Here is a 13,618-nt window from a genome sequence, read left to right on the forward strand (position 1 = left end):
CCGCTGTTGGCAACTGAGCTTTAACTAAATAACTCTAATATTAATCTTAGTCACCAGGGACTTGAAATCGATTTTTTGAGCAATTATAATCAACCCATTCTGAATTTTTAGGATATGTATCTACATCTAGTAATTTACACTTCCACAATGGAAGATTCTTAACTTTATTTGGTGATAAAAATGATGTCATTAAAATAGTATCTCCAGCTATATCTGTAGTAAAAGCATAAGCTCTTAAGTCTTTATTGAACTTGTTTTTATATTTCAATTTTAACTTCCTTTCAAATTCCATTATTTCTTCTGCTCTATCCATTTCTACTATAAATGGTTTAACAGCGTAGCCAATTGTTGCTTGGTTACTTTTGACTTCATAACTTCCACATATTGTTAACTCAGTTGTAATTTGATCAGGGATCTGATCTATAATCATTGATTTACAAGAAGCTATTAATCCACAAATTGAAGGAATTAATAATATCATTTTTAACTTTCTCAAAAGTCGGGAAGATGTGGTCTGAATATTTTGAGAATTATTATTTTTCAATAAGAAAAGTTTTCAGTCGATTAATTATTTCTAGCACCTCAATTTTTATAAGCTTTGTTGCCAACGGTCTCGGTTATCGCCAGTTGGCGGAGTAGGGAAAGCGGCATTGTCGGCTTAGTATTGGTTTGTTGGTCAAGTTGATTATTTTCTTTCTTACGGTGCCGGCTATTGGCGATTAACCGTTGTTGTGCACAGTATTTAGTACAGAATAACTGTTTTAAGTACTAAATCCTTTTCACTTATATATTTACTTATAGAATCATTGTTATCAAGTGTCAAAAGTGATTCTCCTAATTTGAAGCTCACTATAGAATCCTTTTGAATTTCACTTTCTATCAACACATTATATTTTCCAAACCCACCCTGAATGTAAGCTAACCGCCAGGTATTATTTTTTGAGGATAGTAACGTTAGTTTTTGGCGCGGAAGAGAGTCGGAAATAACATCCGTTGCATTAAACGGCTCATTCGGATCTGCTAATTCAAAGTTGTCATTACTGACTTTTATCAGTGCATTTTGCAGAATATCAGGTATAGAATCTTTCGAGTTATATTCGGTCCATTTTTGCTCGCTTTGAGATTCTTCATCCCTCGCAATATCTCTCTTTTCCGATTTATTGTCGGAGCAGCTGCAAACTATTAAAACAAGCGGTATTAATAATTCTTTTCTCATTTTCCTGGTTTAAATATTGTGCACAACGGTCTCGGTTATCGCCAGTTGGCGGAGTAAGGGAAGCGGATTTGTCGGCTTAGTATTGGTTTGTTGGTCAAGTTAATTATTTTCTTTCTAAAGCTGCCGCTTATTGGCGATGAACCGTTGTTGTGCTTGCGTTATTTTTACAGTTCATTTTTTAGTTTCTTCTCTATAAGATTTATTGTCTGATCACCTTGCGTTCTAACATTTTTGATATAATCTCTTACTTTAAAAGCGTAGGAAAGTTCAAGATCGACCAATTTTCTGAATTCTGGAGAATTGAATGATTGTAACATTTCAAACTGGTCAAATTTGGATATATAATTCGGATTTTCTGTATCAAATGGTCTTAATTCTGAGGTGTAGCTTGAAAAACGACTTGAATGTACTTTTGCTCGGTCCTTAACTGCATTTAAATAACCATAATAATTTGCAATAGAATTTTTTATAGAATCATTATTAATGAGCTGTATATTTCCTGTATTTATAAGTTCATCATAGGAATTTCTCTCTCCAAAAATATGGCCGCCTGAAAAAACGCCGCCGTAGGAAACGGTATTTAAGAATGCTAGGGTATCCTTTACTGTCAATTCATTTTCACAGAATTTCTTTGCTAATTTTAGACTTTCTATTTTCTTGTCCAATCTATTAATTACCAATGCTTCATTCAATTCATTATTTCTTGCTAACTCCTTTTTAAGATTTTTTAAAATTTTATTTTCGTGAATTGCATTAAGTCTATTTTGGTTCCAATTATTTATTTGAAGTGCGATCAATATTCCTAATACGACAAGTACAATTTCTCCTAAGGCGTAAATTATATATTTTTTAAACCTATTTTCTTCAAGTAATTTTTGACGAATCTTTCTAAAGAAATTTATCATGTTGATACTTTCCTTAAAGATATGATTTTTAGCAAATATCTTTATAAAATAATGAAGCACAACGGTCTCGGTTATCGCCAGTTGGCGGAGTGCGGGACGCGGATTTGTCGGCTTAGTATTGGTTTGTTGGTCAAGTGAATTATTTTCTTTCTAACGGTGCCGCTTATTGGCGATTAACCGTTGTTGTGAAAAGTGGTGTTCTCAAATCGTCAAATTTTTAATCAGTACTTCAATGCAAGTTGAGAACCTCGATATTCTTTTGGGTTCCTTGATAATTTAAAGGGTAGGAATAGTATATTATTGAATTCATTTTGTTTTTTGACCTTTTGGTTTTCTGTTTAGTTATTAAATAAATTTTGCGTCTTTTACTTAGGAAATTATGTATTTCCCAATTGGTCATTTCTTTAGATAAATCTTTAACATCTGTAGTATTTATAGAATCGATGTATATCTTCTCTTTCATCTCGTGCACACTGTAATACTCATCAAAACCTTTTTGATTTGGAATGATAAATTTATATGAGTCCCATTGAAAATCAGGGTTTTTACTTTCTATTTTAAACAAATAATATAATTTTCCATTTATATCAGACGTGATAATCGCATTTTCATCTAAAATTTTTAAAGTATCCTCTTGTGCTACACATATTTTAAATGATAACAGAATACTTAATATTATTACACTTCTTAGAAGTTCCATTTTACATTGTTTATTAACTTAATTTAGAATTAGCGATTTGATTAAAAAACTGATCATAATCTAAAGCAGGATCTTGTGCACCATTTTTCACAACGGTTTCGAATAATCGTCAGTTGTGGTTGAAGGTATTCGGATTAGTCCGCTTAGGTTTTTGTTTCCTGGTTTCTAAAAGTACTATTTTATTTCAAATGGCCACAATTGCGAATATTCGTTGTTATACACTGGTGCGACACAGCCGAGTGAGAACCTCTGATATGCCGCAGTCGGGAATAATCTCACAATCAATTAAGGATCTTGCTCGTTTTGTTACAATTCTTGCATCCGAGTAAGTGTCCGTTTCTTGGTACTAAGCTTGTTTTTGATGAAGTTCTTAGTAGTTGATTTGTGTTTGAGTAGCTACCAAAAGATTCTTTTTGATAATAACCTTCCTGAGCGATTCTCTTGAATTTTCAATAGAACCAGGATTTTGAAAGTTATCGATGAACAAAAGATTTTTAGTTCAAAATTATCAATTGAAGGCTTCAAAAACTCAAATTTTTCAGATTGGATTCTAATAGTTTTTAGTAGCTAAAATCGTTGCGGAGCACTTGTGTATAACGGTCTCGGTTATCGCCAGTTGGCGGAGTAGGGGACGTGGATTTGTCGGCTTAGTATTAGTTTGTTGGTCAAGTTAATTATTTTCTTTCTAACGGTGCCGCTTATTGGCGATGAACCGTTGTTGCCTGCAGTTTTAGTGTAGGTTTATTATTTCAATTGTTTTTTTATTCTTTTCGGAATCTTTAAATCGGATATTTATCTTCTCGTAGCGCCAGCTTTCATTTTCTCTTTCTGCTGTTAAATCTAATTTTCCATTTCCTTTTGAACCAGTAACTTTTATAGTTGAATTTACTGTTTATTATCATATGAAAAATCGACTTCTCCATTTAAAATAGCCATTTTATCTATTGGTTGTATTTCTCCGATTTTCTCTAAAACTCTTTGATTGTAGTTAGCCTTCTCTATAGCATTTTCGTATAATTCTTCATCTGCATATGCCTGGGTTAGATCGGTTGCAACTTTTCCCATTCCGGACGATGAAAACAAATAAAAGGCAACTGCTAAAACGACTATTATCGGGATTATCCATTTTAGGCTTCTTCTCATATTTTCTTATTTAATTTGAGTAAATGTTTTATTCGCTTTTTTTTCTAGCTTCTTCGAAAGATTCTTTTCTAAACCTTGGATCCACATATCCAAAGAAACTAATCGTGCTATCTTTTTTATGTACTAAAACAATAAATTTCTCGCCTTTTTTAAGACTAACTCTAATCCCTTTTTCATAACCTTCTAAAGGTTTTTCTTTTTCAAGAAAGTACTCGTAAAATAGAATATTGGTTCTTGGTAATTGGTAACTAAATCTATTTTTCTTTACTCTTCCAATTACTGCATAAAATTCCTCTGGATCGTAATATTCATATTTTAATCCCTTGTTATTCTTGGAATTTGAACAACTAAGAAATGAATTACCAGCTATTATTAAAAAAATTAAAGTCAGTATTCTTTTAGTCAAAATCATTGTAAAAATTGCTGGCAACGGTCTCGGTTATCGCCAGTTGGCGGAGTAGGGAACGCGGATTTGTCGGCTTAGTATTGGTTTGTTGGTTAAGTTAATTATTTTCATACTAACGGTGCCGCGTATTGGCGATGAACCGTTGTTGGCATTAGTACTTAATCCACAAATGTTTCTTTAAGCACCTCTTTACACTTTTTAATTTCCGAGTTGGATAATGATTCGAAGATTTTTACAATTCTCTGTTTATCAATCGTTCTAATCTGGTCAATTGCGATCATTCCTTTTTTTTCATTTGATTTCACCGGAATTCTTGTCGGATATTTTTTCGTATTTGTTGTCATTGGAGCAACAATAATTGTCCTTAAGTATTTATTCATCTCATTTGGAGAAATTATTACACAAGGTCTGGTTTTCTTAATTTCACTTCCAACTGTTGGATCTAGATTAACTAAAACTATATCGTATTGATTTAAATCCATTCATCAAAGTTTTCATCATCAAACACATCATTCATCAGAAGCTGGTCATCCTCATTTTTGGCCATTTTCTTGAATTTCTCTTCCCAATTTTTTCTAGGCGAATCAATTGGTCTGAGTATAATTTGACCTTTTTCTAAAATGAGTTCTACCTTATCTTTTATGTGATATTTTTCAAGAATCGTTTTGCTTAAACGAAGTCCTTTTGAATTCCCAATTTGTATAATTGAAGTTTCCATAACTTTTAATTTTGTAAATACAAAGTTATTACTTTAAATCAGATTTCAAAATTAAATTTTCTCTGTTGAAGTATTAATGCCAGCGGTCTCGGTTATCGCCAGTTGGCGGAGTGCGGGACGCGGATTTGTCGGCTTAGTATTGGTTTGTTGGTCAAGTTAATTATTTTCTTTCTAACGGTGCCGCCTATTGGCGATTAACCGTTGTTAGCTACCGTATTTTTTCTCGGTCATTTTATAATGCAGTTTCAAAAAGTTCATACCGTAAAAGTTCAAAATATGATCAGCTCTCAAAACGTTCTCTTCATCTTCATAAACTTTTATCCATTGTGCATTGCTTTTACAAACTTAGCCCAATACTGTCCTTTATGATCCGTTAAAGTGAAGTAGAATCCATTATCTCCAAACTTCTTTCCATCTGAACTAAGAAGTAGCGAACCGTCTTCCAGGACTTCTTCTTTCATTACTACAGATGCATTCCCATTTGGTAAAGGGAAAACTACTTTTAATAATGGGTTTTTATAATTTGGGTTTTCGCATGTGGTATAAACTCCTGAGTAAATTACATGACCAGAACTCTTTAGTTTTCTATACCAAATTGTCCATTTAGTTTTTTGATCTTCTTTTGACTTTAATTTGATTATTTGGCTGTTTAATCCTTTAGCAGAATCTAAAGAACTTAAAGGTAAGTTTAATTGTTGTAACCTCTTGCTGAATAATATTGATAATAGACCACCGAAAGGTTTAAAAAATCCTTTCCATTCTGACCAAATTTCAAAATCATAATTAGATGTATTTTCGTAAAAATCAGCAACGGATTTTGTCAGCTTAGCTTTCTTTTCATTTGTGATTCCAATGTCTTCTATTGATTCTAAAAGACCAGCGTTTTTTTCATTTCTGCTAAGTTCAAGATTTTCTTTTATAGCTAGATCGTGAATGAATTTATCTTTAATTATGTCAGTCGCTCCAATAGGACCGATTAACCATTTATGTTCTTCAAGATCAATTCTTCTTCCGGTTGCTTTTACCCATTTTTGAGTTATTTGATCTTGTAATTTGTTCATTTTTTTCTTCTAAAATATGGTAGCTAACGGTCTCGGTTATCGCCAGTTGGCGGAGTAAGAGACACGGATTTGTCGGCTTAGTATTGGTTTGTTGGTCAAGATAATTATTTTCTTACTAACGGTACCGCTTATTGGCGATTAACCGTTGTTAGCTGCTGGTCTTATTTCTAAACTTGATATTACTTTCTATTCCAATCTCAATTTCACTTTTAGTACGATAGTCTAGGGGGAATGGCATATAGGTAGATAATTGAAACATTTTAAAATTTAAATCCATTGGTTCATCAAAGTTTTTAAAACTAGTAATATTATTAAGTTTATCTATTTCTTGTTCAGAGTCAATTGTTAAAACGTAACCGTAAGGAGGATATGCTATTTCTGAACAATTAATAGGTATACCAGTTTTCAAATTACCTTTTACCACATGATGCATGTACCTAATATCTTCGGCTCTAGTTAAGTAACTAAAAACCTTAAATTTATCTGGTAATATTCTCGATTCTTTATCTGAAACAAATGCCTCGAGTTCAGGGTAAGCGTCCAAATACCAGTCATCGTTAATTGCTAAAAACATCGAAATTATTTGTTTCAAAATTTTTAGAGGCTCAACTTGTTTAATTGTGTAATAATGCAAATGATATTCTTTATCTAATAAAATTTCAAACCCACCAATTACCCACCTTTTATAGGCTGGCACATATTCTGCTCCTAAGAAGTTATTGCATTTCTCACAAAAAGAATTGTAACCTATTCCCCCTTGCTTAATTTTTCCTTTTGGAGGATCTAGTATGGGATTTTCAACTTTGATAAAATCTTCGAAAGCTACTGATGAATACTTCGTAGTACTATTAAATGTGGTTTTTGGTGGAACGTGTTCAAATGATAACATAGTTTTCTTACCACAAAGGCGGCAAATTCCGGATGTCATCTTGTGTCTACCCATAATTTTGATTTGACTTGCAGCTAACGGTCTCGGTTATCGCCAGTTGGCGGAATAAGGGACGCGGATTTGTCGGCTTAGTATTGGTTTGTTGGTCAAGTTAATTATTTTCTTTCTAACGCTGCCGTCTATTGGCGATCAACCGATGTTGCCTGCAGTTCTTTTGCAGACTAAATATTGCAAAAATCACCAATGAAATAGCGTAAAGTATTTACCAAAACTTCCACCAAGGTTTCAAATTTTTTTCTTCAAAGTCCTTACTTGGATAAATATCTATAATATGATTATAGTTTTCAATTTCTGAAGCGATGAATTCAAATTTTTCCTCAATTAAATTTAAGGCTTTTACTGAGCCTCCAAAATCAAAGACGTAGTTTCGATGAGAGCTATTTGAAATATGGACATTGTCATATTCATTGTCAGTCTTAGATATGAAAACCATTATCCAATCGCCGTTTTTAAATTCGTATTTTCCATCAATCTGATCAGTTCTATAAAAACCCCGAGTAAACGGTGAGTAATTTTCAAGCCCTATTGGATATTCAATATAATTTACGAAGTAATTAAATCTTTCAATGTCAGGAGTATTGGTGAATAAAATTAAAAATGAATCAGTAGAACCTTTTTTTCTGAATAGCTGAATTCCTCTGACAAACTCTGTACTTGCATAGAGATTCGCTAAATTCATCAACACTTTTTCAATGATGTCAGTTTGGATATTCTCAACTATTATATAACATTTCATTTTTCTTCTTTGTAATACTATTGGTGAATTGCAGACAACGGTCTCGGTTATCGCCAGTTGGCGGAGTAAGGGACGCGGATTTGTCGGCTTAGTATAAGTTCGTTGATTAAGTTAATTATTTTCTTTCTAATCCTGCCGCTTATTGGCGATTAACCGATGTTGTGTGCTGGCAAATTGTTCCGATTATCCTTATTAAACTAGTTTCTAATTTTGGTTGTTTCAAAATAGTAATTTTCTCCTTCATCCTTGAACTCCTGAATTACTGTTAAATCATTTTTGGATAAAATTTGTTTATACTTTTCAGCACCTAGAGATCTAGATTTTCTGTTCGTCAAAATATCCGTCCATTCAGTTTTTTGTTTTGGCGCAGTGAATAAAAATTTGCCACCAGGATTTAAGCTATTTCCAATTTTCTGTAAAAGCTTGACTTGGTTATCTGATGTCAATAGAAAAATTAAACCCCAAGCTATAATAGCATCGAATTTAATATTAAAAAATTCAGAATTTTCGACTGCTTTACATTCCACAGGAATATAAGGCAAGTTTTTCTGAAATTCACTTATCAAAGTAGGAGAAGCATCTATTGCATAAACCTTCATTTTATTTTCTACTAAAACCTTTGTTATTGGAATTCCAGTTCCACAACCTAAATCTAGCATAGTAGAATTTTGTGGTATAGATTTAATCCAATTTCGAACACTCGATGTTCCAATTCCATCAATTTCTTCACCTCGAATTTGAATAAATCTTTTTGCAATATTTTCATATCCATTTGATTTATCCATAGAAAACGATTCTTATTTGCTTGCACACAACGGTCTCGGTTATCGCCAGTTGGCGGATTGAGGAACGCGGATTTGTCGGCTTAGTATTTTATTGTTGGTCAAGATAAATATTTTCTCACTAACGGTGCCGCTTATTGGCGATTAACCGTTGTTGTGAGCTGTATGAGTACTATTCCTAATTGTTTTCACAATTCTCTTTGAATTTTAAAGTTTTTAATGCCTTAAAAAATCTTTTCTGAGTCTTTTCATCTAAATACCAACCGTAAAAATTAAAACTAATCTTGTTATGCATTTGATCGCTACCTTTTAAACTGTCAATATAAACCCCAGATCCTCCAAATCCTTTATTTGTTGGTGTAATAAATTTTGCTTTGAAACAGTTGATAGAGTCGCTTTTAAATTGATACTGCAAATATTCATGATAATTTATATTTCCAGTTGTACTATCCACAATTAGATGCTTTGTTCTGGGCAACATTTCAAGTTCCTTTTTAGTCAATTCAGCTAATCTTTGAGAATCATAAACCATAGGATAATCACTTTTTATTAAATCTTGAGAGTATCTACCTAGATCAAATTTTAAAGTGTCATTAGTATCCGTAATTATACCGCCAATGTAACTATCCAATCCTTTTTCATTGAACTTGTTCCAGTTATAAGGTACTGTAATCTGAAACTTTACAAAATCAAGTATTTTATAATTTGATTCTTGAAAAGAATAGATAAATATTAAAAATATGATTGCAAATCTTTTTCTCATATTGCTCACAACGGTCTCGGTTATCGCCAGTTGGCGGAGTGCGGGACGCGGATTTGTCGGCTTAGTATTGGTTTGTTGGTCAAGTTAATTATTTTCTTTCTAACGCAGCCGCTTATTGGCGATGAACCGTTGTTGTGCTGCGTTTACATTATGAATTAATAAAATAAATTATATCCGATTCCCAGGCTTAGTTCATTAAAAGAACTTAGTTTATAATATTTTAGAAATATCAAGAATCGTTTATAACCTCCTTGAATTTTACCTTGGTACTCAATATTATCTTTATAAATCGAAATTTTTCCAACAACTTCTGGATAAAATTGTCCTCCGAAAGAAGTTCCAAATCCAATTAATACTCCTGAAGAATTATATTTTTTAGAAGTATTTATATTATTGAATTTTACATGACTGTAACCAGCTATGAAACTTATTCTTGGAAGATTGAAGTCAGTCTCGAAAGAATAAGTTTTATTATCTAACTCTCTCTTAAATTTAAAATCTCTATAGCTAGCCCTAAAATCAATGTCAAAATCACAATTTGATATTGGATGTTTAAATTCTAAACTTCCTACTTGAAAATTATTGTCTTTAGAATCTGTCTGATAGCTGTAACTAGCTTTCAATACTCCCTCAGAAATAATGTATGGTGAAGCTATATCAATTTGTCCACCAATTGGATTATTTATAAATCCTGACTGTGCATAAATTCTAATTCTATTTGAATCGAAAAAGTCCTTATTACAATCCCATTTCGTTTCTACTGTAATTTTATTTTTTCCATTCAGTTCATATTCTTTGGTTATCATTCCAACTGTGGAGAAAATTAAGACTGCGTTAGGATCTGAAACTTCAATAGAAAATAGACCATCCAAATTACTTACAGTTCCATTTCTGGTTCCTTTTTCTACTATGGTTACGCCAGGTACTGGACCTTCTCCATTCTTAGATATTACAACTCCAGTAACCTGGAATTGCCCCCAACCTAAAATGGGAATATGGAATAAAATAAATATTAAATATTGTTTGGTCAATTTTTCTTGTAAATGCTGCACAACGGTCTCGGTTATCGCAAGTTGCGGGAGTAAGGATGCGGACTTGTCGGATTAACTATTTTCTCTCTTGGTTTCTAAAATTACACTTTTTCGGAAATACCCGTTATTTGCGATGAACCGATGTTGGCAATAGTTATGATTTCGATCTCTTGAATCTATTACCATCTTTTAGGATTATTAAATTTTCCTTTATTTCTTCTAGATCATACTCATAAACTTTATTAGAAATAATTCTTGGTCCTTGTGATTCCAGTACAATCTCTATATTCTTAGATGAAGAGTTAGACAACTCGAACTCAAATATTTCATAGCCTACAAATAGAATCTTATATTTTTCTTTTTTTGAGCTACGCCCCTTTGAGATTATTGCTTCCCCATCTTCATTTGCTTGATAAGCTTTCTTTAAGTCGAAAGAATCTGACCCTAATAAAATGTTAGCTGGAAGTGGTCTCATGTTTAGATTTCCATCTAAAATCTCAAAGTGTAATTTTATTGAGTCTTTCTTATTTTGATTATAAACATTTTCAATTTTAATTTGGCTTTTTTGACTCGTTGCCACCTTATCAAATTTTAAAATTAGTTTATTAGATTTAAAACTAAAATCTCCGATTCCAGTACTCTCCATTCCCAAACAGCCATAAGTGTAAAATTTAAATTTGGTATTTTCTTGAAACTCAATACAGGTTGAATTGAATCCTCCATTTAATGAGCTACAAAAATTACCTTTAAGATCGCTTTGAGAATAGGTAAATGAAGCCGTCAATATTTGTAGTAAAATTATAAATTTCTTCATATCATAATTATTGCCAACGGTCTCGGTTATCGCCAGTTGGCGGAGTATGGGACGCGGATTTGTCGGCTTAGAATTAGTTTGTTGGTCAAGTTAATTATTTTCTTACTAACGGTGCCGCTTATTGGCGATTAACCGTTGTTGTTGCAAGTATGTTATTACGAAATAGATGTTGTTTGAATTCTATCAATTACCCAATCACCTTCATCATTTTCCCTAATAAAAACTCTAAATCCAATACCATTTAATATTCCCATTGAATAACCAATTGACATTACACCAAACATCTTATTTATATCAAATTGTATTCTACTAATAGATACAACAGAGTTTAGATAGAATTTATAATCTGTTCTCCAAATTTCTCTTCCTTCCGGTAAGTCCGATCTATAGATAAATCTTATCTTATTGTCAGCGTTTAATTTGTCAAGATCAATTTTATATTTTTCATTATTATTGATAGTATCAATATCTGAATTATTAAGATTGTAAAATTTTAGTAGTTGGCTCTTTTCGCCTCCATCTAACAAAAAAGTTGAATCGCTAATTGCAGTCACCAATTTTACAGAATCTTGAGAATATTCAAGTTTTAATCTATCAAATTTCTTCCATCTTCTTTGGGATTCAATTGTATCAAGCTCTAATCTATTACCAAGGGAGTCAGTTTTATATGGCGGTGCAGGAATAGGAACTCTAGTATCTCTATGCAGAGAATCCATTAATTGTGGGAAAACTTCATATACCACTTGCTTTTCGAACTTTAGATGATCGAATTTTTCATCGCAACTAGAAAGCAATGTTAGAACGGTTATGAAAACGAAAATTTTCCTCAACATATTTGCTACAACGGTCTCGGTTATCGCCAGTTGGCGGAGTGCGGGACGCGGTTTTGTCGGCTTAGTGTTGGTTCGTTGGTCAAGTTAATTATTTTCTTTCTAACGCTACCGGCTATTGGCGATGAACCGTTGTTGGTTGCTGTTTTTAACTATTCTCACCCTTCTTTTCTTTTTTTTCCAATCGTTGAATTAATAATGTCAGTTCCTCCGTAGCTTTTTCTGCCTTTTGTCGAACTTCTTGTTTGATTTTTGGGTTGGTTATAAAGTCCTCTTCTTTTTCCTGGAAATTTTTATCGCTTTCAATAGCTGAATGAATTTCAGCCATTATACAGCTAACTGTATTAAGAAATATAATTCTAGGCTCTCTTTCTCCAGGTTCATAGAAGGTACTTTTAAGACCAATTATCCGGCTTGCAATAAAATCAGAATTGAAATTTAGTAATTCATATGAGTGTCCGAATTCATTTCTTATTTTTCGAATTATGTTTAAATCATCTAAAGTAGGTTTACTTATAAATCCTAGAGAAAAGGATAAATTAATTTTTGATGAAAAAGATCCGAGAGGTCCATTAAAATCGAATAGAAGATTTAAATGTTTTTTTGAACCTACTAATTTTTCTTTAAGCATTCTTTCAAGTTCAAAATCTAGATATGAAACAGCCATTAGACAGCATCCTCTATCTGTCTCATTATTTAACTGATTTCTTACTTTTTTTACATTAAGAAAATTTCTTTCCTGTTCCTTATTTAGTTTAGATGTATTCAATTTTTTCTTCTTAGCAATATTATTGTGAAAATTGCAACCAACGGTCTCGGTTATCGCCAGTTGGCGGAGTAGGGGACGCGGATTTATCGGCTTAGTATTGGTTTGTTGGTCAAGTTAATTAATTTCTTTCTAACGCTGCCGCTTATTGGCGATTAACCGTTGTTAGCCACAGTTATGTTACAGCGAAAAATTTTTGATTAGGTGATCATAATCTTCGTTTTCTGTATTTGTGACAATCATAGTTACAGTTTTGAAGTTATGTGAGATGAGATATTGGGTTAAGTAACTTTTCTTTACGTCATTGCTATATCTGAATCTAACCTTTACAATATCAGCGTAACTGAGGTCATAAAACTTCTTTTCAATTAAATGTCTTTCAAATCCAACTTCTGACATATCTCTATTTTGTAGCATATCCGCGAATAGCTCCAGGACATTTTCGTTTAGAGCGACATACTCTCCCAGAATAAAAGTTATCGTATTATTAGGATTCGATTTATCTATAAAGTATTCGAATTGAGAATTAGAATTTAAAAGCTCTTCATATCTCAATTTATTTAAGAATAAATCGTCAGTAGTATCAGAGTAGGATATTCTATGTTGAAATATAGAATCTAAGGATGTGTTTTCAAACTTTGAAGGCAGGTAAAAATCTTTTTCTAAAAAAGCTAATATGCTTCAATTCGGAGTTAGGAAATTTCAATTTATTTGTTTCATCCGAATTCTTGCACGATAGCAATAAAATAAATGATAATAGGAAAAAGACTTGCTTCATAATTGTGGCTAACGGTCTCG

At 32.3% G+C, this 13,618-nt stretch carries 19 protein-coding genes; all 19 read right to left on the reverse strand.

The genetic code is table 11. The features are described 5' to 3' along the window. Positions 1-46 precede the first annotated feature (46 nt). The gene (locus G529_RS0112725; protein WP_157514588.1) at positions 47-544 is read right to left on the reverse strand and encodes a hypothetical protein; all 498 of its coding nucleotides are present in this window, start codon (positions 542-544) and stop codon (positions 47-49) included. A 198-nt stretch (positions 545-742) separates the two neighbouring features. Continuing rightward, positions 743-1,216, reverse strand: coding sequence for a hypothetical protein (locus G529_RS0112730; RefSeq protein ID WP_026915891.1), 474 nt, complete (start codon positions 1,214-1,216; stop codon positions 743-745). A gap of 164 nt (positions 1,217-1,380) precedes the next feature. Next, positions 1,381-2,121, reverse strand: a complete 741-nt coding sequence (locus G529_RS16270; RefSeq protein ID WP_051201451.1) for a DUF6090 family protein — start codon at positions 2,119-2,121, stop codon at positions 1,381-1,383. 229 nt (positions 2,122-2,350) lie between these two features. After that, positions 2,351-2,821: a hypothetical protein gene (locus tag G529_RS0112740; RefSeq protein ID WP_026915892.1), complete on the reverse strand. Its 471-nt coding sequence runs from the start codon at positions 2,819-2,821 to the stop codon at positions 2,351-2,353. Between the two features lie 730 nt (positions 2,822-3,551). Next, on the reverse strand, positions 3,552-3,698 hold the full coding sequence (locus tag G529_RS16745; protein WP_245566943.1) for a cytochrome c oxidase assembly factor Coa1 family protein: 147 nt from the start codon (positions 3,696-3,698) through the stop codon (positions 3,552-3,554). Between the two features lie 8 nt (positions 3,699-3,706). Beyond that, positions 3,707-3,964 (reverse strand): hypothetical protein, encoded by a 258-nt coding sequence (locus tag G529_RS16750; protein WP_245566928.1) that lies wholly within the window; start codon positions 3,962-3,964, stop codon positions 3,707-3,709. A gap of 28 nt (positions 3,965-3,992) precedes the next feature. Continuing rightward, complete coding sequence (locus tag G529_RS0112750; RefSeq protein ID WP_169513794.1) at positions 3,993-4,370, reverse strand: hypothetical protein; 378 nt, start codon at positions 4,368-4,370, stop codon at positions 3,993-3,995. 158 nt (positions 4,371-4,528) lie between these two features. Beyond that, on the reverse strand, positions 4,529-4,852 hold the full coding sequence (locus tag G529_RS0112755) for a type II toxin-antitoxin system PemK/MazF family toxin (protein WP_026915894.1): 324 nt from the start codon (positions 4,850-4,852) through the stop codon (positions 4,529-4,531). Further along, positions 4,843-5,088, reverse strand: coding sequence for an AbrB/MazE/SpoVT family DNA-binding domain-containing protein (locus G529_RS0112760; protein ID WP_026915895.1), 246 nt, complete (start codon positions 5,086-5,088; stop codon positions 4,843-4,845). The genes G529_RS0112755 and G529_RS0112760 overlap by 10 nt, the downstream gene beginning before the upstream one ends. A gap of 317 nt (positions 5,089-5,405) precedes the next feature. Then, the gene (locus tag G529_RS15930; RefSeq protein ID WP_245566929.1) at positions 5,406-6,149 is read right to left on the reverse strand and encodes a hypothetical protein; all 744 of its coding nucleotides are present in this window, start codon (positions 6,147-6,149) and stop codon (positions 5,406-5,408) included. Between the two features lie 148 nt (positions 6,150-6,297). Beyond that, a complete protein-coding gene (locus G529_RS0112770) occupies positions 6,298-7,092 on the reverse strand; it encodes a hypothetical protein (protein WP_157514661.1) in 795 nt (264 codons plus the stop codon). 208 nt (positions 7,093-7,300) lie between these two features. Next, on the reverse strand, positions 7,301-7,777 hold the full coding sequence (locus G529_RS0112775) for a hypothetical protein (protein WP_169513795.1): 477 nt from the start codon (positions 7,775-7,777) through the stop codon (positions 7,301-7,303). Positions 7,778-8,031: 254 nt separating this feature from the next. Further along, entirely contained in the window at positions 8,032-8,619 is a 588-nt protein-coding gene (locus G529_RS0112780; RefSeq protein WP_051201453.1) for a class I SAM-dependent methyltransferase, read from the reverse strand. A 175-nt stretch (positions 8,620-8,794) separates the two neighbouring features. Continuing rightward, positions 8,795-9,379: a hypothetical protein gene (locus G529_RS0112785; protein WP_026915899.1), complete on the reverse strand. Its 585-nt coding sequence runs from the start codon at positions 9,377-9,379 to the stop codon at positions 8,795-8,797. Positions 9,380-9,534: 155 nt separating this feature from the next. After that, complete coding sequence (locus G529_RS0112790) at positions 9,535-10,410, reverse strand: carboxypeptidase-like regulatory domain-containing protein (RefSeq protein ID WP_035696118.1); 876 nt, start codon at positions 10,408-10,410, stop codon at positions 9,535-9,537. A 154-nt stretch (positions 10,411-10,564) separates the two neighbouring features. Then, positions 10,565-11,224: a hypothetical protein gene (locus G529_RS0112795; protein WP_157514663.1), complete on the reverse strand. Its 660-nt coding sequence runs from the start codon at positions 11,222-11,224 to the stop codon at positions 10,565-10,567. A 155-nt stretch (positions 11,225-11,379) separates the two neighbouring features. After that, positions 11,380-11,940, reverse strand: coding sequence for a hypothetical protein (locus tag G529_RS0112800; RefSeq protein ID WP_157514665.1), 561 nt, complete (start codon positions 11,938-11,940; stop codon positions 11,380-11,382). A gap of 262 nt (positions 11,941-12,202) precedes the next feature. Further along, positions 12,203-12,823, reverse strand: a complete 621-nt coding sequence (locus tag G529_RS16280) for an MltR family transcriptional regulator (protein ID WP_051201454.1) — start codon at positions 12,821-12,823, stop codon at positions 12,203-12,205. A 177-nt stretch (positions 12,824-13,000) separates the two neighbouring features. After that, the gene (locus G529_RS0112810) at positions 13,001-13,375 is read right to left on the reverse strand and encodes a hypothetical protein (RefSeq protein ID WP_026915903.1); all 375 of its coding nucleotides are present in this window, start codon (positions 13,373-13,375) and stop codon (positions 13,001-13,003) included. Between the last annotated feature and the right edge of the window lie 243 nt (positions 13,376-13,618).

The organism is Christiangramia portivictoriae DSM 23547, from assembly GCF_000423045.1.
GTDB lineage: Bacteria > Bacteroidota > Bacteroidia > Flavobacteriales > Flavobacteriaceae > Christiangramia > Christiangramia portivictoriae.